The organism is Reyranella sp. (genome assembly GCF_052439685.1).
GTDB lineage: Bacteria > Pseudomonadota > Alphaproteobacteria > Reyranellales > Reyranellaceae > Reyranella.
The window spans coordinates 1-18,987 of the sequence record NZ_JBQVQG010000036.1; the positions used below are offsets into that span (position 1 = coordinate 1).

An 18,987-nucleotide genomic window follows, 5' to 3' on the forward strand; every position below is an offset into this window, starting at 1 on the left:
GGCGGGTCGAGGGCCACGGCATAGGTGCGGACGCCGCGGGTCGAGAAGATCACGTCGCCGCTGGTGAGCGGCTCGACCCGTCGGGCGGGCGGCAGGTCGATTCGCGAGACGGTCTCCCACGCCACGCCGAATTCCGGATCGACATTGCGCATCTGGATCACGCCGGTTTCGCCGGGCGGGAACTCATCTACGGCGGAGCGCAGGGGGTGGCCTGCCGCGATTTCCGCGACCTTGAGTAGGTCCGTTATATGTGCACGATGTGCATTCATGCAAAAAAATAATTATGCAGTTTGATCCGGTCAAGTCTCTTATTTGCGTGAATGATATTGATGCATAATACAACGCTCAATGGTCCTTTGGTCGTCCAAAGCTCGAGCGAGGACCGCGAATGCCGTGAGCGACGAGGAGCTTGGCGTTGCCGAGGCCGACCTCGACCGCATTTTCCCGAAGTTCCCTAGCACCAGACGGGGATCGCCGCCGGACCGGCACGGGACTGGGTCTAGCGTCGCCCTAGGCTTGGCCGAAACTAGGGGCGGCCCACTCGCGGCGCGTCATCGAAACAGCGCCGACGTCGATGTCCCGAGCGTCCGCCACCACCTTGCGCGGCGTGCCATGCCATTAGCCGTGACGAAGTCAGTCCGCTTAAGTCCGCACCGCGGCTGCGCAGACTTCATCGCCGCTATCCGGTGGAATTTCTGATAGAAGCGCTCGCCGTAGGCATCATGACTGGGCATCCGGCAATGCCGCAGTACAAATTGGACCTGGCCCAGATCGGAGACCTGATTGCGTATCTGAAGTCGCTCGAATGAAGAGTGCTTCGCGACACCTTTCTCTGCTGCGCGGCTGCCGCTATGGGCGCGGGAGCCGCGCATCAAGTAGAGGGGGAAGGGCGGACATACGCCGATTGGGAAGCGAAACAGAATGATACGAGATCGGACAATGCGTCCGACACAGTTCTCAACGCCATGGCTACCATCATGCCGCGAGGCGCGGGCCTCGCTGAAGTCTCCACTCCACCGGAAACACCCCCATCGCCTCCGCGAGCGTCGGCGCCATGCTCGCACGCCCCTCCAGCACCGCCTCGACCGTCGCCGGCGCCAACAGCGTCAGTCGCAGCACTCGTGATACATAGGATGGATTGATCTTCTCGCCCTTGGCAATCTCCGGTATGCGAAAGGGATAACAGGCCTCTATGCGACTTTGTCAGACAAGCAGGGGCGCGCTTCAGGCAACGGCAGACGATTGATGAAGCACAATTCTGCAACGTTATCGAATAACCCGGCCACAGACATGCACGAATTGGTGGACTACCTTTGCGGGCTCAAGAGATGGGAAAGCTAATGGAAGTGAGTACCGATCAGCTCAGACAGGCCGTCGAGGGCCAGCATGGAGGCAAGGCCGTGCTGGTCGACGCGCTGCCGGTCAAAGAGCTTTTCGAAGGCAAGACCGTCTGGGAGGGCATCGTGCACGTGACTTGGAGGACCATCCCAAGGCCACGCGCGCCTATGCGTGGTCGTCTCCGGTCGAGGGCAGCGACCGGCGCCGGTTCTACGCCGTGCTGCATCTGGGCGGGATCCGGTCGCCGCTGGATGCGGTGCGAGCGGCTATCGTGGCGGAACATCGCTTGAAATGAACAGACCTAAATTCCTAGCGTTGGCGCTCTTGGTCTATTCAACTCCAGCCGCTGTTGTGGCCCAAGACGACCCGGGCAGCGCCAAATGGGTGATCGATGGATGCCGGGAAAGAATTGCAGGGAAGCCGCCATCCTTCATTCAGGGAATGTGCGCGGGCGCAATCCAGACCTTCATAGCCCTAAGTGAGCGCACGTCCCTTCATCCGCAGGGCGCTTTTTGCCGCCCTCCCGACGGCACGACCGGTCAAGCCGCGCGCGCAATTGCCGCCTACTTGGACGACAATCCTTCCTTGGGAAGCTATCCCTTCGTTTGGGTGGCGGAGGCTGCTTTGCAGAAGGTGTGGCCCTGCAAATCAAACTAGGACACTACCCAATCTCCCTGATCGTGGCGTACCGAGCGGTCTCCAGCATCTTCTGCCACCGGAAGGCGCGGGCAATGGCGTTTGACCAGCGGACTGTCGATGTGCGGCGCAGCCGGCAGCATGGGCGCGCTATCGGGCGCAAGGACTAGCTTGCGGCCACCGCGCTTGCGGACGGTGAAGGGCACCTGAATGGTGACGATATCGGAATCGGGCGCGGGCACCAGGCAGCCCTCCGGAGGGTACCCAATTCCTGGACAACCTGCCCGAGCCCTTGTGTCCGCAGCGGCAGTTCGAGCCCGTCGGGCTTGAGGTCGATCCTCTGCACCGGCAGCTGCACGATGCGCACCTACTCGCCAGGAAACAGCTCGTCCCAAAGCGGGTCGAGCCGGTCGAGCGCCTCGCGGACCGCCGCCTCCGTAAGCGCATCACCGTCGGCCTTGGCCGCGCGCCAAGTGGCCATGACCACCTCCGGCGACTTGAGCAGGACCCGGAGCTGATCGACGACCGCCGCCTCGATGCTGGCGGCCGAGACGCGCCGGATCTGGGAGTCCGCGACCTCGCCCTTCAGGGGGGCTGGCGGACGTAGTAGCGATAATCAGCTCGCTGGCGCTTCTCGCAGGCGTGTCAGCCACCATGTGACGCCACCAAGTGCGATCATGCCGATCCAAGGCGCCATGGACACTGCGAGCGCGACGACAAAGGTCTCGTAGGAACGGCCAGCCAACACCCATTGCAGGAACATGCCGGCGAGCCATCCGACGACGACAGACACAACGATTGCAACAACACGCGTAGCGCTGCCGTTCGGCGCTCCCGCGGCAGTCGGGCTCGTCGTCGCGGCACGTCGACCGGAAGCGATCCAATACCAGATTGTTGCGACGACGGCGCTCAGTACCGCTACGAACGGGCAGATGACGAACGCCAGTGCCATCGCATTGGCACCTTCGCGCTGCGAAACCTCGAAGACCTCGAACGCGACCAAGCCTACCCCGAGCGCAGCGGCGTAGCCCACCACCAGCGCGAGGAGGGCGAACAGCGTCGTCTTCAGAAGTCTCAGGCCCATGACGTAGTGACCCGGATCGCGCCGGCGCCCTTCGAGCGGTCCAGCTCGCGGCCCATGATAGACGATGCAAAAATGCTTGCACCGCTGACCGGCCGCGATTGACCGATATCACTGTCCCCTCCCGAACAACCGACCTGCCGCGGGCGGCAGCGAGGATGACTATGGGGAAAATCGCAATCCTTGCACAAGAGTGTCACATGCCCTTTACGGTGGAGCGGTGGCATCGACCGACGCGCGCACGAAATGTACGCATAGTGACAAGGATTGCGCGAGCAATATACCGAATGTTGCCAACGTAACTTTGTGGTTTTTGTGCTAATCCGATGTCGGAGTGGATTTTTCTCGCTAGTCGATGAATTTCAGCTACCGCTTAAGGGCTCCAACAGCGCTGAAAAGCGCAGCGACATTAGGAGCGCCCATGACCCATTCTCAGTATAATTCCTTCCTGAACGCCATGCTTTTGCTAATGGCGATTCTCGATAATCGCCGCGAGGCGGAAGACGAAGCTGCGCAACGTCGCGCGGTGAAGGGCGCGCTGAAAACTTGGGCCACCGGCGTGCGCCCCACGGCTACTGCAGTCGAACAGCTCTTCGAAGATGTGCAAGAGGTACTAGAGCGCTTCTTCGCTTATTGCTCGGCGCAACCCTCGGGGCCCTTGGCCGTCGAAGTTAGAGAAATAGTAGAGACGACCCGCTCCAAATATTTATCGACGCGTGGCGCTGGCCTCGCTTCCCCAGATTTTCGCAATCAGCTGCAGGAGACTGTCACACCCGACTCGGGTGATCGCTCGTGAGGATCTCCAACAAAGAGCACCAAGTCGGGTTCCGTCGCGCGAAGGGACTCGTCTGCGTCTACGAAGCTGCCCAAATACTCGGCGCGTCACGCCAGACTGTATATCGCTGGGAGGATGCCGGGATGATGCCGGGACGCATCACGATGGGCGGGACTCGCAGATATTACCGGCGCGAAGACATTCTCGCCATGGCTGCCATCCGCCAGACGTTGCTCCTCGGAGAGGGAACGGAGTGATGAACCGCATCACCAGATCGACCATGAGCTGCGGATTGGCCATGAGGTTCGGCGACGCCCAGCTGAAGTGGGTCAGAAAGTTGGCCGAGCGACATCAGGAACAGCTCGATCGCCTCGCTAGCGCACTCTCAGCGGGGGACCATTGTCGCGCTGAAGCTCTCACCCGCAGCATCTTGCGCTCGTTTGCGGGCCGACTCTCGGCGGCAATTCGGTCAGCGAGATCGACGCCTGTAGGGCGTTACGACTCGCTAGAGGTTCTGAAAGTAAGGGCTGGCCTCCTCAACCCCTACCGGCGGATCGACGAGGTCATCCGGCAGGTCGCAGTAGACAACCCAGGAGGCCCCGCACGGCTGGTTCTGAACTTCGCGCCCGCTCGACGTGCTCTTCAGACACTTTGTGCCGACATCCTCGATGTCTGGCTCCCGCCTTGTGACTTCGACTTCTTGCGGCGTGGTCGAGGAGCGGACGCGCAGATGCTTCGCGTGAAAGAAATGATCGAGAAGGAGGGGTATGACCATGTAGTCGCCGTCGACATCAGGAGTTGCTTCAGGTCCGTCAACCACGACAAGCTCGTTCAGCTGCTCCCTCTCCCGCACCATGTCACGCGCAATGTGCTCCTGGTGCAGGACGGGGACACTGTCGAGCAGCCACCCGAATGGAAGGAGGAACTGTTCGGCTTCCCTCTCGACATATACGACCACATCACCTTCGAAACCGATACAGCGGCCCGGCAGGGCCTACCCCAGGGGTCGTTGACCTCCACCCTCATCATGTCGCGCGCAGTCCTCGGACCGCTGGTCAGCGCGACAGGCATTGCACATCGCTCGGTCATCTACGGCGATGACATCACCGTGTGCGCCAAGGGCCTGGGACAGGCCAGAGAGTCCTTTAAGGCCTTAAGTTCTGCACTTGAGAACAGCCTTGCCGGCCCGCTGACTATCGGTCGACATCATGTCGGTCCGATCAGCGAGGGCGTGAACATCGTAAAGTATGGATTTCGCCGGAAGCCGGCCCACTACGGCGGCGGAATCCGCATCCACCCATCGAAGCGTTCCTACGACCATTTCAGCGCGAGGGCGCGCCAGAAGTTCCTCGATGGCGATCCGGCCTTAGGTAAAGGCCGCGTGAGCAAGTACCGCAAGGCGTGGCCGGCATCTTTCCCGCTATGGCAGCCGACGCCGGAGTCGCTTGGGCTCCTGTGGCAGACGGCCTTCGAGGCAAGAACCTCCGGCAGCTAACGCTCTGGCTGTGGGCGAGCTGACTTTTCTCAGCCTCGCGGCGCCTTTTCCTTGCATCCCCGCCGTCAAAAGTCATCGTCTTTTCAATCACTTAGGAGATTGAAATGGCGTCGCCACCCTTCATCGGGACGATTGAGTTTGTCCTTTCCATTCGAGCGTTCGACGAGCGCACGGCCCGAAAAGCGCGCGTGGGCTACGCCTACACGCCGCACTGGACGTACTTCCACGTCCTGTCCCGCACCGAAAAAACCGATGATCAACGACTCGACCTCGGCCTCGCGCTGCTCGCCCTCCCGCGCGCAGGCCGAAGCAGAATCGGGCTTCCTCCCGCGGGCAAGGCGTACTGGCTTCCAGTCAGCCAACTACTGACCGTCGGCGTGCTCCGACCGAAGGTGTTCGAACTGCTTCGAACACGGATCGATATCGAAGCGCAGGAGGTCGACCGGTGCAATCGGATCAGTGCCGGCCTCACCGTGCCGCCCGCGACCGAGTACCTCTAGCCCACCACACAAACATATGGAGGGCATCATGGCCCTGGTTCTTGGCGTCAAGGTCGGCGAGGTGATCGACATTGCCGATCATTGGCTGACGATTCTATCAATCGACGGTCGCGACACAGCGACCCTCATCGCGAGTACCGGCTCGAAGACCGCGATCTGTTCAAGCCGAATGACCGAAATCATTTCCGATGTCTGGGTCAGCCTGGAGCCCAACGCGAGTCGTAGCCGGTTGCGCCTTCTGCTCGAAGCCCCGCGTCACTTCCCGATAACGCGCCGGGCCGATCCGCCACGCTAGTCGTCACGATCATTCCGTCACCAAACGCCCCGGACCACGGATCGCCTGCCCATCACGTCAACAAAAGGAACACCAAATGCCCAAGAACAAAAATGTGCAAAAGGAGCTCGTGAGGATCATGAGGCGCACCGGCATTCCGCCCGAACTCATCTACGCCTACGAGCAGACGGGCATCCTCGTCATGGAGGAGGGTTACAAAAGCCTGAGCGCCGAAGATCGCGCGGAATACGACGCCGCCATCGATGCTTACCGCACACGGCATCGACAATAGTACGTCGCGTCGAACGTACCATGCAGGAGCACACCGCCTTCGGCTGGTCCCGATGTCAGCCGCGCGCTTCGCTTCTCAGGGGAAGGCGAACGCGAGTCGGTGGCACATTCCGCGCAACTGTCGGCACGTCAACCTCCGCCAGCGCAATTCCGACTCCGACCACACCACTGCGGTAGCAGCGAGCGGCCACCGCGGCTGAGCTTCATTCCTGGCCTACGGCGTTCTGCCTACACGTGTGTCCGAGCCGGACCTGTCCCCTCGCGGAACAAGCCGGCCTCTGGAGACGCATCATGTCAAAGAACGTCAATCACTCCACCTCCCCGTCCAAGTTGTCGAAGCTGCTGACGGTGCAGCAGGTCGCCGACATCACAGGATTCTCCGCCCGAGAGGTTCGCCGCTGGATCAAGTCTGTCGACTTGCCAGCCTGCAAGTTCGGCCGCGCCCTGCGCGTCTCCGAGCCCGATGTCGCGATGTTCATCGCGAACAAAAAGTACAGTTAACGCAGTCTTCTACAGGCCGCTCCTGTCACACGCGATCACGCCGTTAACGGGTGTGTGTTCAAACAATCAAATCAACTTCTTCGTGTATCACTCCCGTTAATTCTCACCCCTGTCCGCTCCTGTCCCCGCGAGGCCCCTCATGTCCAAAGATGAAGATCAGCTCCACCCGCTCGACGCCTTCGAGGTATTCGAGAACGTTCACGCGTTGGCTGCGACCGCTGCCAAGTCGACGGTGCCATCACTCAGGACGGCCCAGGAGTTGCTGGACTGGGTCCTCGGCGATCCGGACCGTACCCAAAACCAGAAGAACAACGAGGCTGCTGCCATCAGGTGGCTGGGGCGTGCCGACGATACGCCTCTGTCTGCCATCCAGCTCGATGATGTGCGCCACATCGTCGACCACCGGTTCGCGCGCATCCGCAGCCACAAGTCGCTAAACAAGATTCGGCGCTCCAACATCGTTACCTTGCTCAACGGGGTCCTGATCCGGGCCGGCGTCCTCTCAGTCGGCACCCGCCGCGGTGGCAGAGTGAGCCACCTTTGGTCCCTCTGGCTGAACGCCGTTCTATGCCTAGATGACCGGAACGCGCTTGCGTCCTTCGCGAGGTTCTGCACCAAGCGCGGCATTGAACCAGCCGACGTGACACTGGGAACGTGGAACGAGTACGTCGACGAGACCCTGTGCCGGTCGACCGTCAAGAGGCCTCGCGCCGCGCTTCAAAAGGTGCTTCGGAAGTCCAACGCCGCGCGCCTGACGATCCCGGGCTGGCCGCTACCGGTGTTCCCAAAATTCAAGAATCCGCGAACTTGGAGCATCCCTCGGGATCGTTTCCCCTCGTCGTTTTGGTCCGACTTCGATTCTTACGAACAGTTGTCGAGCAAACCGCCCAAGAACATCTTCGACACGACGGCTGCTAAGCAACTCCGGCCCGACACCCTCGTCCGCTACCGGGAGGTGGCGTGGCGAACAGCCTCCGCCCAGGTCCACGCGGGCCGCAGTCCAGCTGAAATCGACAGCCTGTCTGCCCTGCTGGACGTCTACTGGCTGAAAGAAGGCCTGAACTGGCAGCGCAAACGCGCCGGGGACAGGTTCCTGAAGGACCATCTGAACATGGCCGCGGCCTGGCTCTCCATGGCCGACAACTACGTTCGTCCCGACAAGAGTGTTCGAGATGCGATCCGCGAAGAGATTTTCGATTTTATCGACGACGAGCTTGGGCCTGCAGACTTCAGCGAAAAGAACAGGAAGAAGCTCGACCAGTTCTCCAGTGCGCACGTCGCCGACGAGTTCCTATACCTGCCGTACCAGATCATGTCCGAGATCAAGAAGAAGAAGGCGATCACGACTAAGGACGCCACCGAGATGATGGCGGCGGTTGCCATCGAGCTTTTGCTCGCGACCATGGTGCGGCGTAAGAACCTTGCCGACCTGGAGCTCTCGAAGCACTTCTGGCCGGCCAGTCCGACGAAGGACGGCAAATGGCACATCCTGATCGACCAAGTTGAGGTCAAAAACAAACAGGCTCTGCGCTTCCCGTTGCAGAAGCAGACGATTGCTCTCCTGGAATTCTACTCGAAGAAGTGCCGGCCACTCCTGATGGGGAAGTCAACTGACACGCTCTTCCTGCGGGCCGACGGCTCGGCGAAAGGCCGGAACATGGTGGCCGACCTCGTGAAGCGGACCATTCGCCGCCGTCTGGACCTCGACGTCAACGTCCACCTGTTTCGCCATATCGGCACGATGATCTACCTCAACGCTCATCCCGGCGACTTCAGCGTGCCCAAGGTGATGTTGGGTCATAAGTGGCAAACGACGACCGAGAAATTCTACGCATGGCTCTGCGCCACCAAGGCGATTGACCACTTCACGACGGTGGTCCTCGGAGACCGCAACGCCCGCCTCACCAAGTTCAAGCTCGCCTAGAGGGGAGCGTCCGATGCTCAGAGTTTTGCCGTATCCTGCCATCAAGCCGTCAGCGTGGCCGCCCCCTCTGCGGCGTCTCCACGACTTGCGCCAACTCAAGGCCGGGGCGTTCACCAAGCGCAACGTCGCGGCGACGTGGCGCGACGGAACATTCGATCTGCATGTCTGGAACATCTCGTTCTTCGTCGGTTGGCTGAATTGGTCTGGCCGGTTGAACGATCAGGCCGACTTCAGCGACTGGGTGACGCCCGAAATTATGGGGACCTATGTTGGCGACATGCGCGCCGCCGGCTTGTCGCCGAGATCTATGGCGACACGCGTCGATGGCGTACGGGCAGCCTTGGCAGCTCTTTCACCGGAGACACCGGCCGCCTGGCTCATGCAGGGCATCAACAAGCTGCGCGCCGAACCGTCCGATCGGCGACGTACACAGGCGCGTACACAGCACACCGCTCGAATCGTGGAGCTTGGCGTGTCCCTGATGAGGCAGGCGGTAGAGGAAGGCGGCGCAACACTACATCAGGGGGCGGTCCTCTATCGTGACGGGTTGATCATCGTCTTTATGGCGCTCGCCGTACCGCGGCTCGACACCGTCTCGGTGATGAGGGGCGGGCGGCACCTCGCCCGGCAGAAGGACGGCTACAGGGTCTCGTGGTCCGCCGCTGAAATGAAGGAGGATCGGCCCCATGAGGCGCGACTGGGGCCTGAGCTCTCCGCGCTCATCCAGAGATATCTCGACGAGTTCCGGCCTGTACTGGCTGCCAGGTCGAAGCACCCCCCGCCGGAGGCGGAAGGTGCCGTGTGGTTCAACAGGCGTGGCGGGCCGCTTTCTGCGCGCGGGATTTACAATCTGATCGTGGAACGAACCGGAGCCGCCTTCGAAGCGCCCATGTTCCCCCATGCGTTCCGGCACAGCGCCGCGACGACACTCGTGCTGGAGCGACCCGATCTAATCAAGCTGGTTACCCCTCTTCTCCAGCATCGCGACAGCTCCAGTCGCGAGTTGTACGTCCTGGCAGATCAGATTGAGGCAGGCCACCGTTATGGGGCGGTGATTGCCTCCCGCCGGTCCAAGGGGCGGCGACCGGCCATTCGTCGGGAAAAGCCGACCAGGCGACGTCGGGACGATGGAATCTAGCCGCACGAGTGCCGGACGGGAGGGGGGTGTGGTCGCAATTTGCGACCACCCCGGCTGAGGGGCGTCAACGAGCTTAGTAGCCGCGGCTATTCCTATAACGGATGAAGCCCTCGGCTCCCCGCAACAGCGAGCAAGGTCTGCCGCCAAACAGGTCGGCGGCAGTGCGCACGCGCGTTCGGCCAGGTAGCGGCGCTGTAAAAGAGTATACTGTGGCCAGGCGGGGCCAGCTTGGAGGCGAACACGAGTACACCATCGAAGGCGATCTCTCGGCCCACCTGGAGATTGCGACCGACGAACTGGATGCGATCGCCCGGCTGCTGGGCGACGATCTAAAAATCTTCCTGACGCAAGCCTGACTGTCCGCGCTATAGCGGTACCCACCGGCCTATCATACTCGTCGCGCGCTCTAACATCACCGCATCATTGGAGGCCGCCGGCCATGGCTTTTGCTGCCAACCGTCTCGATCCCGACAGCCCCAGGCGCGCCGCGCTCTACCTGCGCGTCAGCACCGGTCGCCAAGCCGCGGGCGATGTGAGCCTGCCGTCACAGCGGGATCTGACCCGGCGATACTGCGAGGCCCGGGGCTGGATGGTAACCGAAGAGTTCGTCGAGCCGGGCGCTTCGGCCACAGACGATCGCCGGCCGGTGTTCCAACGTATGCTCGAACAGGCCCGCGAACCTGATCGCCGCTTCGACGTGATCCTGGTTCACTCCTTCTCGCGCTTCTACCGTAACGGCGCCGAGATGGAGCTCACCATCCGCAGCCTGCGCAAGCTCGGTGTCGAGGTCGTCTCCATTACACAGCCGACGGGAGATGACCCCTCGCAGGACATGATGCGCCAAATCATCGGCATCTTCGACGAGTATACGTCGAAGGAGAACGGCAAGAACGTCTCCCGGTCGATGCGGGAGTCGGCGAAGCAGGGTTTTTGGAATGGCTCGACGCCGCCGCTCGGGTATCGGGTGGTCGAGGCCGAGCGCCGGGGTGCCAAGATCAAGAAGCGGCTGGAGATTGATCCCGTCGAGGCTGAGACGGTCCAGCTGATCTACAAGCTATACACTGAAGGCGACGGCAAGTCGGGCCCGCTTGGCGTCAAGGAGACCACGAGCTGGCTCAATCAAAATGGCTATCGGACCCGGCGCGGCGCACACTTTGGCGTTGGCCCCCTTCATCGGATTTTGAAGCATGCCTGCTACGCCACCGGCAAGTGGCGCTACGGCATCCGTAACCGTCGGACCGGTGCGCTCCATGACCCAGCGTCGGTGGTGGAGATCGACATCCCTACCATCCTGCCAATCGATCTGTATGATCGGGTGCAGCGGCAGCTGGCCAGCAATAATCCCCGGGTAACTGCCCCTCGAATCGTTAATGGTCCGACGCTGCTGACAGGGCTCGCAGTCTGCGCCTCCTGCGGCGCCGGAATGACCCGCACGGGCACCCGCCGCCGCGGCCGTGAATACAGCTATTACAGCTGTGGTGGTAGCCAGCAAAAGGGCAAGTCGGTGTGCCGGGGGCGGCATATGCCGATGGTCAGGCTCGATGGACTGATCGTCGACAATGTGAAGGAGCAGCTGTTCGGGGCCGACAGGCTTGCCCGGATCCTTGAGGCGCTAGTCGAACGCCAAGGTAGCCAGGATCGATCCGTACAGGCGCGCCGCGCGTCTCTTGAGGCTGAGATTGCCGGTCGAGGTGATCGTTTGAACCGTCTTTACCGGGCCATCGAGGAGGGCGTCGTCGAGCTCGACACCGAACTCAAGCAGCGGGTTCTATCACTGAAGCAGGAGAGGGACGTGGCCCAAGCTGCTCTCGACCGGATGGCAAGTCTAGCCCGCTCTAGCGCCGCCATTACGCCGGCTCGGCTGGAGGCCTTCTCGCAGTTGATGTGCCAGAAGCTCGATGCGGCCGACGTGCAGGCCCGCAAGGCCTACCTCCGATCGGTCATCGCTCAGATCGAGGTCGGCGATGGGAAAATCAGGGTGTTCAGCGACAAGGCCGCTTTAGCGGCCGCGGCAACTGGCCAAACTGGAGGTCGGCAGAATGTTCGCGGTTTTGTACGCGACTGGCGGACCCGGCGAGATTCGAACTCACGACCTCTGCCTTCGGAGGGCAGCGCTCTATCCAGCTGAGCTACGGGTCCAGCGCGGCGGAACATACCGGAGGGACCACTGCGGCGCAACGCGAGGCGTGGAAGGCCGGAAAACCGGTATTTCCCCCTGCTGCGGGCAAGGTTGAACGCTTCATGCCGACTGATAATGTCGCCGGAACAAATCCAGCCTGCGCCATGCCCGCGAAGCAGCTAAGGGTCCAAGGGAGGTCCAACCGTGTCCGATCACGCTCTTCGTCACGCCGTCAACATCAAGGCGGATGCCGCCAAGGTGCACGCTGCCCTCACCACCCCGGAGGGACTGAAGGGGTGGACCATGGCCGAGGTCTCGGGCGGGGCGGGCGCGGGGAGCCAATGGACCCTGAAATACGCCGACGGGCCGACGTTCGTCTGGGAGGTGGCGTCGCAAGGAGCTGACGCCATCGTCTGGAAGTGCGTCGAGGGTCCGGGCGATGCGGCCGGTACCAGCGTCTCCTTCAACCTCGGCACGACGCCGCACGGGCGTGTCCACCTCACCTTCGCCCATTCCGGCTGGCCGCATCAGAAGGGTAACTTCGAGAAGTGCAATGCCCTGTGGGGCATGATGCTGCATCACCTCCGGGCCTATGCCGAGCATGGCAGGACCGCGCCGGCCTATTCCTGATCTCCGCTTTCATTCGGGTAAGACCATGCAGCAGTCTCTTTCCGACTTCGTCGAGTCGATGGACAAGGCCGGCTTCCTCGTGCGCATCAAGGACGAGGTGCGTGTCGACCAGGTGCCGAAGATCATGGAGGCCAATCCGACCAAGGCCGTGCTGATCGAGAAGATCAAGGACACGGAATTCTCGGTGCTGGCCAACGCCTATTCGAACCAGGAGATGTTCGCCTGGGCGATGGGCTGCGACAAGACGAAGACCGGCCTCGAGATGGTCGCCCGCTCCAAGGGCCGCGTGAAGTGGGAGACGGTGACGACGGCGCCCTGCAAGGAAGTGATCCTGAAGGGCGACGATGTCGACCTGACGCGTCTGCCACTGTTCCTGCATCACGATCGCGACGGCCACGCCTACACCAACGACAATCTCTTCATCAGCAAGCATCCCGACACCGGCATCTACGACTGGGGCATCTACCGCTCGATGTTCCGCACCAAGAACGAGAAGTCGGTCGACATGACCTGCACCTCGCACCGCCAGCGCATCCACGCGATGGCGGCGGCGGCGAAGGGGCAGAATCTCGAAGTCGCGATCGTGCTGGGCGGGCCCACCATCGACAAGATCGCGGCGCTGGTCGGCGTCACGGCCGACACCGACGATTTCGAGGTGCTCGGCGCCTTCTATGGCGCGCCGGCCAGGATGATCAAATGCGAGACCATCGACGTGATGGTGCCGGCGAACGCCGAGATCGTGCTCGAATGCGAGCTGATGGCGCTCGAGGGCCTCGTCTACGACGAGGGCCCGTATGGCGAGTTCACCGGCATGTACGGCGGCGGCATCAAGCACAATTATCGCCTCAAGGTGAAGGCGATGACCTACCGCAAGGGCGGCATCTTCCAGCATTGCACCATCGGCGGCCTGCATCCCTGGTACACCGACAACATGCTGCAGCTGCCGGCCATCGAGGCGGACCTCTTCAATGGCCTGAAGCAGGGCGGCATCGACGTGCGCGAGGTGCGCTGCCCGCTGGGCGGCCTGTCCAACATCGCCTACGCCAAGATCCATCCGCTCGGCGCCGGCGACTCCAAACAGGCGCTGGGCATCATGCTGACCTGCTCCAAGCAGGGACTGCCGAAGATCGCCATGGTGTTCGACACCGACGTCGACATCTGGGACGACCAGGCGGTTCTGGCCGCCATGGCCTATCGCTACATGCCGGACAGGGACACGGTGCGGCTCGACGGGCTCAACACCATGACCGTCGATCCCAAGAGCACGACGCTCGGCATCTCCTCCAAGATCGGCATGGACTGCACGGTGCCGCTGGGGCCGGAATGGAATCCCAACGAGTTCGTCCGCAGCACCGTCACCGACTTGGGCGATCCGCCGGCCGGGCTGAAGATCATGACGGAAGAAGAGCTGACGAAGGACATGGAGGCGTTCATCCGCGCCGCGCCGCGCGCCTGGCACGACATCCTGAAGCAGTATCATGGCCAGCCCTATCCGGTGCTCTATCGCGCGTTCGGCAACCTGCGCCACAAGCTCGGCCGCACCAACGATCCGCCGTGGTACCGCTACACGCTCTCCGACACACCGTTCTCGTGGGAGGCGAAACCGGCGCCGCTGAACCACTCGGACCCGCGCCACATCAAGACCGGCGGCTGAGGTGCCTCAAACGGCAGCGAGCGAACCCCTGCGTCGCATGGTGGTCGGCATCACCGGCGCCTCGGGAACGGTCTATGGCATCCGCATGCTCGAGGCGCTGCGGGCGTTGAAGATCGAGAGCCATCTCGTGATCTCCAAGGCGGGCGACCAGACGCGGTCGCTCGAGACCGACATGTCGGCCTCGGACCTGCGGGCGCTGGCCGATCACGTCTATGCGCCGGGCGACATTGCCGCGTCGATTTCGAGCGGCTCGTTCCAGACGATGGGCATGATCGTGGCGCCCTGTTCGGTGCGCACGCTCAGCGAGATCGCGACGGGCGTGACGTCGGGCCTCGTCGCGCGGGCGGCCGACGTCTGCCTGAAGGAGCGGCGGCGGGTCGTGCTGATGTTCCGCGAGACGCCGCTGCATGCCGGCCACATCAAGAGCATGCTGGCGGTCACCGAGATGGGGGCCATCGTCGCGGTGCCGTCGCCGGCCTTCTACACGCGGCCCAAGACGGTCGACGATATCGTGACCCATTCCGTCGCGCGCGTGCTCGACCTGTTCGGCCTCGACACCAAGACCTTCCCGCGATGGACCGGCCCCTCCGGCGTGGAAAAGCCGGCTGTCGCCAAACGCCGGAGCGGCAAATGATGAAGAGACGCCTCGCCATCGCCGCCCTCTTGGCGGCAGTGGGCACTGCAGGCTCGTTGGCGCAGGCCCAGCAGCCATCGGACGACGTCCGCGTCATGGAATCGACACCGGCGGCTCATGCCCGTATTGGCGCCAGGAGCAGTGCCTTCTTCGTGCGGTTCGACCGGCCCGTCGATCACATCAAGTCGACCCTGGTCATCACGCAGGGCGGCAAGGTGATCGAGCGCCTGCATCCTCGCCTGGAATCCTCACCGCAGGTCTTGTTCGCGGCGGCGCCGACCCTGCCGCCGGGTGATTACATGCTGCATTGGACCGTGGTCACGATTCAGGGAACCAAGGCCGTCTCGGGCGACATTCCCTTCCAGGTCACCGACCAGCAGTAGGTTCCGTGTGCGATCCGTTCGCTCAAGTGACCTTGAGAATCCTGCGTCCCACGAAGATCGTGAGGAAGGCGACGGCCACGCCCAGCGCCGCCTCGACCACGCGGTCGACCAGGATGGGCGGCCACGGTGCGCCGCGGCTGAGGTTGCTCATGCCGATGGCGAGCGGGCAGAAAAAGAGCAGGGCGACGCCGTAATTGCGCAACACCGCGATCTCCGCGACGGCCTGGCAGACGATGATGATCGCGATGAGTGCGAGAGGGCCGGGGTCGAACGAGAACAGGACGGTCGCGATCCCGACGCCGCCCAGGGTGCCCATCATGAGATAGGTCGCGCGCTGCCACACGTCCCTGGCGGCGAGTGCCGGCATCAGCGCCGCCACGGTGACGGCCGCCCAGAAGGGGTGTCCCAAGCCGAAGGCAAGTGCCAGCATCCAGGCGGCCAGGACGCCGAGCGTGGCAGCGGCGAGCAGGACCAGGTGCTGGCCACGGTCGAGACCGGCATAGCCCGCGGCGAGGCGCCGTTGCCATCCATCGGGCTTCGGTTCATCGGCAGGGGCGCCGATACGGTTGAGCACGGCCAGCAATACCGAGAAGGCCGCGCCTCCCGCGCCGACGGCGATGGCAAGCGGCAGCTTTTCCCATTCCGTGGGAATGGCGGCGACGATCAGAAGCACCAGCACGAAGAACATCTCTCCGCGCGGTATCCAGCGCATCGCCGCGCCCAGGGTCACGGCGGCCATCACCGTGAGAGCGAGCAGCCCGCCGAGCACGGGGAGGGGGGCGTGCGACGCCGACCAGGCCATGGCCGCCGCCATCGTGAGTACGAGGCCTGTGCCGGCGACGAGCTGGGTTTCGACGCGACGCTTCGCGGGTTCGCTGTGGCCGTACAGCATCGCCAGCCCACCGAACGCGGCGTAGACGGCGAGGTCGAGGCGGCCGATGGCCTCGAGCGCCAACAGCGGCAGGCCCACCGCCACGGCGACCCGGATGGCCGCTTCGATGTCGTGGCGACGGATATCGGCGAGAAATCTACGCATCATGCCTTGTACTCGTGAACCTTCAGGAAGGATTGACCATGCCGTATCAAGATCTGCGTGCCTTCCTGACGGAACTGAAGAATGCGGGCGAGCTCGTCGAGATCGCGCGGCCCGTCTCGCCCAAGTATGACATCGCCAAGGCGCTCGCCAAGACGAGCGCGATCCAGGGCCCGGCGCTCCTGTTCGCGCAGACAGGCACGGACTTCCCGCTGGTCGCCGGCGTCTACGGCAACCGCAGGCTGGCGCTGATGGCGTTCGAGGCGACCGAGCGGACCATCCACGAGAAGGTCCTCAAGGGCATCAACAACCCGATCGCGCCCGTCGACTTCAAGGGCACGGCGCCCTGCCAGGACGTCGTGCTGACGGGCGATGCGATCGACGTCACGAAGCTGCCGGTGCCGATCTACAGCCCAAGGGACGGCGGCCCCTACATCACCGCAGGGATCGTCGTGTCGGAGAATCCCGAGACCGGCATTACCGACATCGGCAACTACCGCTTCCAGGTGCATGGCCCGAAGGAGCTGGGGGTGTTCTCGGCACCGAACCATCGCTTCGGCAAGAACATGGCCCATGCCGTCGTGATGGGGAAGGAGCTGCACGGCGCGGTCGCCATCGGTGTCGATCCGCTGACCATGTTCTCGTGCCAGGTCCAGTCGAGCGACGCGACCAACGACTGGTTCGTCGCCGGCGGCCTGCGAAGCGCGCCGGTCGAGCTGGTGAAGGCTGTCAGCAACGACCTGAAGGTGCCGGCCTGGGCCGAAATCGTGATCGAGTTCGTCGTCGACACGAAGACGCAGAAGATGGAAGGCCCGCTCGGCGAATATACCGGCTACTACACGCCGGCCTCGCCCAAGCCGGTTGCCCGCATCACTGCGATCACCCATCGCCGCAACGCGATCTTCCAGGGCCTGCTGACCGGCAAGCCGATCACCGAGAACCACGTCCTGAAGCAGATCCCGTTCGAGACTTCGATCCTGCGCCAGCTCCAGGCACAGTTCCCGACGATCAGCGACATCTCGATCAACAGCTCGGGCGGCGTGCAGACCTACGTGGTGATCGCGATGAAGCCGCGCTACGAGGGCGAGGCACGGCAGGCCATCCTCGCCACCATGGCCGGCAACCTCCATCCCAAGTGGGTGATCGCCGTCGATCCCGACATCGACATCCGCAACGCCGCCGAGGTCGAGTGGGCGCAGTCGTTCCGCGTCAAGCCGAGCCAGGATGTCTTCGTCGTCGACCGCACCGCCGCCGCGCCGCTCGATCCCTATACCGACGGGGGCTACTCCTCGTCGGTCGGCATCGACGCCACGAAGCCGTTCGGTGAGGCGTTTCCGGAGGTTTCCGAAGTGCCGGGCTGGAAGGATTTCCCGCTGCCGGAACTCGACGCCGTGACGCGCAAATAGCGCGGCCGGAAGCGGCGGTTGGGCTTGGCGGCGCGCCGCGTTTGGGCGACAGTCCGCCCACAAGAACCGACCGGGAGGAATGAGATGACCGACTACAACCGCCGCGGGTTCGTCCGCGTCACGGGCGCGGCCACCGCGCTGGCCACCCTGGGACTCGCGGGCCGGGCGGGTGCGCAGGGCACCCCGCCGCTCGAGACCGTGCGCGTCGTCACCGGCTTCCCGCCGGGCGGCACGTCCGACACGCTGTGCCGCCGCGTCGCCGAGGGGCTGAGGGGCACGGCCTATACCAAGGCCGCCCTCGTGGAGAACAAGGCGGGCGCCGGCGGCCAGATCGCCATCCAGTCGATGAAGGGGGCGGCGACCGACGGCAGTGTCATCCTGCAGACGCCCGCCTCGATGCTGATGATCTATCCGCACATCTACAAAAAACTGGCCTACGACGCCTTCACCGACGTCACCCCGGTGACGCTCGCCTGCATCTTCGATTTCGGTTTCTGCGTCGGTCCTGCCGTGCCCGACAGCGTGAAGAACATCCCGGAGTTCCTGGCCTGGTGCAAAGCCAACCCGGACAAGGCCAATTACGGCTCGCCCGCCGCCGGCTCCGTGCCGCACTTCATCGGCGTGCTGCTGGGGCAGGCGGGCGGCGTCGAGCTGAAGCATGTCGCCTATCGCGGCACGCAGCCCGCCGTGCAGGACATGGTCGGTGGCCAGATCCAGGCGGTGTCCGGCCCGGTCGGCGAGTTCACCCAGCAGGTGGCCGCCGGCAAGGCGCGCTTCCTCGGCGTCTCGGGCGCCACCCGCAGCCGCTTCGCGCCCAACGTTCCGACCTTCGCCGAGCAGGGCTACAAGGATCTCGTCTTCTCCGAATGGTTCGGCTTCTTCGCCCCGGGCGGCACGCCGGCCCCGGTCGTGATGCGCGCCAACGAAGCGTTGCGCGCGGCTCTCGCCCAGAAGGACGTGATCGAAGGTCTCGCCGTCATGGGCCTCGAGATGAAGTCCTCGACGCCGCAAGAACTCGGCGCACTCCTGAAGGCAAGCTACGACCGCTGGGGTCCGATCGTGAAGAAGATCGGCTTCACGGCGGATTCCTGAAACATCTCCGTCGGGGCGGCCCGGGGGGAGGGTAGGTGGAGACGACGGGGTTTTTAGCTGGAGGTCAGACCCCCGTGGCCTCG

The 18,987-nt window shown here is 63.4% G+C and carries 21 protein-coding genes, 1 tRNA gene and 2 pseudogenes; 19 read left to right on the forward strand and 5 right to left on the reverse strand.

Annotated features, from left to right (window positions below):
• Window positions 1–611: 611 nt before the first annotated feature.
• A pseudogene (locus tag ACT6UX_RS27155) lies at window positions 612–809 on the forward strand (c-type cytochrome); the annotation flags it as partial.
• Window positions 810–1,337: 528 nt separating this feature from the next.
• Here ACT6UX_RS27155 and ACT6UX_RS27160 read toward each other — a convergent pair.
• Entirely contained in the window at window positions 1,338–1,469 is a 132-nt protein-coding gene (locus ACT6UX_RS27160) for a hypothetical protein (protein WP_444778284.1), read from the reverse strand.
• A gap of 310 nt (window positions 1,470–1,779) precedes the next feature.
• Between ACT6UX_RS27160 and ACT6UX_RS27165 the strand changes: the two genes are divergently transcribed.
• Window positions 1,780–1,995, forward strand: coding sequence for a Rap1a/Tai family immunity protein (locus tag ACT6UX_RS27165; RefSeq protein ID WP_444778334.1), 216 nt, complete (start codon window positions 1,780–1,782; stop codon window positions 1,993–1,995).
• Here ACT6UX_RS27165 and ACT6UX_RS27170 read toward each other — a convergent pair.
• Both ACT6UX_RS27170 and ACT6UX_RS27175 read right to left on the reverse strand, forming a co-directional pair.
• Window positions 1,992–2,216, reverse strand: a complete 225-nt coding sequence (locus ACT6UX_RS27170) for a hypothetical protein (RefSeq protein WP_444778285.1) — start codon at window positions 2,214–2,216, stop codon at window positions 1,992–1,994. The genes ACT6UX_RS27165 and ACT6UX_RS27170 overlap by 4 nt on opposite strands.
• A 374-nt stretch (window positions 2,217–2,590) precedes the next feature.
• The gene (locus ACT6UX_RS27175) at window positions 2,591–3,058 is read right to left on the reverse strand and encodes a hypothetical protein (RefSeq protein ID WP_444778286.1); all 468 of its coding nucleotides are present in this window, start codon (window positions 3,056–3,058) and stop codon (window positions 2,591–2,593) included.
• A gap of 418 nt (window positions 3,059–3,476) precedes the next feature.
• Here ACT6UX_RS27175 and ACT6UX_RS27180 point away from each other — a divergent pair, with 418 nt between their 5' ends.
• The 11 genes and pseudogenes from ACT6UX_RS27180 to ACT6UX_RS27230 form a co-directional block, all read left to right on the forward strand.
• Window positions 3,477–3,851 (forward strand): hypothetical protein, encoded by a 375-nt coding sequence (locus ACT6UX_RS27180; RefSeq protein ID WP_444778287.1) that lies wholly within the window; start codon window positions 3,477–3,479, stop codon window positions 3,849–3,851.
• Entirely contained in the window at window positions 3,848–4,087 is a 240-nt protein-coding gene (locus ACT6UX_RS27185) for a helix-turn-helix domain-containing protein (protein WP_444778288.1), read from the forward strand. The genes ACT6UX_RS27180 and ACT6UX_RS27185 overlap by 4 nt, the downstream gene beginning before the upstream one ends.
• Entirely contained in the window at window positions 4,087–5,325 is a 1,239-nt protein-coding gene (locus tag ACT6UX_RS27190) for a reverse transcriptase domain-containing protein (protein ID WP_444778289.1), read from the forward strand. The genes ACT6UX_RS27185 and ACT6UX_RS27190 overlap by 1 nt, the downstream gene beginning before the upstream one ends.
• 104 nt (window positions 5,326–5,429) lie before the next feature.
• The gene (locus ACT6UX_RS27195) at window positions 5,430–5,825 is read left to right on the forward strand and encodes a hypothetical protein (protein ID WP_444778290.1); all 396 of its coding nucleotides are present in this window, start codon (window positions 5,430–5,432) and stop codon (window positions 5,823–5,825) included.
• A gap of 28 nt (window positions 5,826–5,853) precedes the next feature.
• Window positions 5,854–6,120 (forward strand): hypothetical protein, encoded by a 267-nt coding sequence (locus tag ACT6UX_RS27200; protein WP_444778291.1) that lies wholly within the window; start codon window positions 5,854–5,856, stop codon window positions 6,118–6,120.
• Between the two features lie 76 nt (window positions 6,121–6,196).
• Window positions 6,197–6,391: a hypothetical protein gene (locus ACT6UX_RS27205; protein WP_444778292.1), complete on the forward strand. Its 195-nt coding sequence runs from the start codon at window positions 6,197–6,199 to the stop codon at window positions 6,389–6,391.
• A gap of 290 nt (window positions 6,392–6,681) precedes the next feature.
• Window positions 6,682–6,891: a helix-turn-helix domain-containing protein gene (locus tag ACT6UX_RS27210; RefSeq protein ID WP_444778293.1), complete on the forward strand. Its 210-nt coding sequence runs from the start codon at window positions 6,682–6,684 to the stop codon at window positions 6,889–6,891.
• Between the two features lie 139 nt (window positions 6,892–7,030).
• Window positions 7,031–8,815, forward strand: a complete 1,785-nt coding sequence (locus ACT6UX_RS27215; protein ID WP_444778294.1) for a tyrosine-type recombinase/integrase — start codon at window positions 7,031–7,033, stop codon at window positions 8,813–8,815.
• An 85-nt stretch (window positions 8,816–8,900) separates the two neighbouring features.
• Window positions 8,901–9,953, forward strand: a complete 1,053-nt coding sequence (locus ACT6UX_RS27220) for a tyrosine-type recombinase/integrase (RefSeq protein ID WP_444778295.1) — start codon at window positions 8,901–8,903, stop codon at window positions 9,951–9,953.
• 209 nt (window positions 9,954–10,162) lie between these two features.
• Window positions 10,163–10,309: a hypothetical protein gene (locus ACT6UX_RS27225; RefSeq protein WP_444778296.1), complete on the forward strand. Its 147-nt coding sequence runs from the start codon at window positions 10,163–10,165 to the stop codon at window positions 10,307–10,309.
• Between the two features lie 83 nt (window positions 10,310–10,392).
• Window positions 10,393–11,505 (forward strand): annotated as a pseudogene (locus ACT6UX_RS27230) (recombinase family protein); the annotation flags it as partial.
• Window positions 11,506–12,015: 510 nt separating this feature from the next.
• Here ACT6UX_RS27230 and ACT6UX_RS27235 read toward each other — a convergent pair.
• A tRNA-Arg gene (locus ACT6UX_RS27235) sits at window positions 12,016–12,092 on the reverse strand.
• A 184-nt stretch (window positions 12,093–12,276) separates the two neighbouring features.
• On the opposite strand from ACT6UX_RS27235, the gene ACT6UX_RS27240 reads away from it, so the two are divergent.
• Genes ACT6UX_RS27240 through ACT6UX_RS27255 form a run of 4 tightly spaced genes read left to right on the forward strand, consistent with a single transcriptional unit; the run spans window position 12,277 to window position 15,373 of the window.
• On the forward strand, window positions 12,277–12,702 hold the full coding sequence (locus ACT6UX_RS27240) for an SRPBCC family protein (RefSeq protein WP_444778297.1): 426 nt from the start codon (window positions 12,277–12,279) through the stop codon (window positions 12,700–12,702).
• Between the two features lie 25 nt (window positions 12,703–12,727).
• Window positions 12,728–14,356, forward strand: a complete 1,629-nt coding sequence (locus tag ACT6UX_RS27245) for a UbiD family decarboxylase domain-containing protein (protein ID WP_444778298.1) — start codon at window positions 12,728–12,730, stop codon at window positions 14,354–14,356.
• Window positions 14,357–14,393: 37 nt separating this feature from the next.
• Window positions 14,394–14,990 (forward strand): UbiX family flavin prenyltransferase, encoded by a 597-nt coding sequence (locus ACT6UX_RS27250; RefSeq protein WP_444778335.1) that lies wholly within the window; start codon window positions 14,394–14,396, stop codon window positions 14,988–14,990.
• Complete coding sequence (locus tag ACT6UX_RS27255; RefSeq protein ID WP_444778299.1) at window positions 14,987–15,373, forward strand: copper resistance CopC family protein; 387 nt, start codon at window positions 14,987–14,989, stop codon at window positions 15,371–15,373. Before ACT6UX_RS27250 ends, ACT6UX_RS27255 begins: the two co-directional genes overlap by 4 nt.
• 22 nt (window positions 15,374–15,395) lie before the next feature.
• On the opposite strand, the gene ACT6UX_RS27260 is transcribed toward ACT6UX_RS27255, so the two are convergent.
• Window positions 15,396–16,412 carry an FUSC family protein gene (locus tag ACT6UX_RS27260; protein ID WP_444778300.1) on the reverse strand — a complete coding sequence of 339 codons (1,017 nt, stop codon included), beginning with the start codon at window positions 16,410–16,412 and terminating at the stop codon, window positions 15,396–15,398.
• A gap of 35 nt (window positions 16,413–16,447) precedes the next feature.
• Between ACT6UX_RS27260 and ACT6UX_RS27265 the strand changes: the two genes are divergently transcribed.
• Window positions 16,448–17,812 carry a UbiD family decarboxylase gene (locus ACT6UX_RS27265; RefSeq protein WP_444778301.1) on the forward strand — a complete coding sequence of 455 codons (1,365 nt, stop codon included), beginning with the start codon at window positions 16,448–16,450 and terminating at the stop codon, window positions 17,810–17,812.
• An 84-nt stretch (window positions 17,813–17,896) separates the two neighbouring features.
• Window positions 17,897–18,904: a Bug family tripartite tricarboxylate transporter substrate binding protein gene (locus tag ACT6UX_RS27270; protein WP_444778302.1), complete on the forward strand. Its 1,008-nt coding sequence runs from the start codon at window positions 17,897–17,899 to the stop codon at window positions 18,902–18,904.
• Window positions 18,905–18,987 lie beyond the last annotated feature (83 nt).

Bases quoted from the DNA above. Each gene is read 5' to 3' on its own strand.
- ACT6UX_RS27265 (WP_444778301.1), top strand. From the start codon at position 16,448: ATGCCGTATCAAGATCTGCGTGCCTTCCTGACGGAACTGAAGAATGCG.
- ACT6UX_RS27250 (WP_444778335.1), top strand. From the start codon at position 14,394: ATGGTGGTCGGCATCACCGGCGCCTCGGGAACGGTCTATGGCATCCGC.
- ACT6UX_RS27205 (WP_444778292.1), top strand. From the start codon at position 6,197: ATGCCCAAGAACAAAAATGTGCAAAAGGAGCTCGTGAGGATCATGAGG.
- ACT6UX_RS27260 (WP_444778300.1), bottom strand. From the start codon at position 16,412: ATGATGCGTAGATTTCTCGCCGATATCCGTCGCCACGACATCGAAGCG.
- ACT6UX_RS27270 (WP_444778302.1), top strand. From the start codon at position 17,897: ATGACCGACTACAACCGCCGCGGGTTCGTCCGCGTCACGGGCGCGGCC.
- ACT6UX_RS27180 (WP_444778287.1), top strand. From the start codon at position 3,477: ATGACCCATTCTCAGTATAATTCCTTCCTGAACGCCATGCTTTTGCTA.
- ACT6UX_RS27215 (WP_444778294.1), top strand. From the start codon at position 7,031: ATGTCCAAAGATGAAGATCAGCTCCACCCGCTCGACGCCTTCGAGGTA.
- ACT6UX_RS27245 (WP_444778298.1), top strand. From the start codon at position 12,728: ATGCAGCAGTCTCTTTCCGACTTCGTCGAGTCGATGGACAAGGCCGGC.
- ACT6UX_RS27165 (WP_444778334.1), top strand. From the start codon at position 1,780: ATGTGCGCGGGCGCAATCCAGACCTTCATAGCCCTAAGTGAGCGCACG.
- ACT6UX_RS27200 (WP_444778291.1), top strand. From the start codon at position 5,854: ATGGCCCTGGTTCTTGGCGTCAAGGTCGGCGAGGTGATCGACATTGCC.
- ACT6UX_RS27210 (WP_444778293.1), top strand. From the start codon at position 6,682: ATGTCAAAGAACGTCAATCACTCCACCTCCCCGTCCAAGTTGTCGAAG.
- ACT6UX_RS27190 (WP_444778289.1), top strand. From the start codon at position 4,087: ATGAACCGCATCACCAGATCGACCATGAGCTGCGGATTGGCCATGAGG.
- ACT6UX_RS27255 (WP_444778299.1), top strand. From the start codon at position 14,987: ATGATGAAGAGACGCCTCGCCATCGCCGCCCTCTTGGCGGCAGTGGGC.
- ACT6UX_RS27195 (WP_444778290.1), top strand. From the start codon at position 5,430: ATGGCGTCGCCACCCTTCATCGGGACGATTGAGTTTGTCCTTTCCATT.
- ACT6UX_RS27175 (WP_444778286.1), bottom strand. From the start codon at position 3,058: ATGGGCCTGAGACTTCTGAAGACGACGCTGTTCGCCCTCCTCGCGCTG.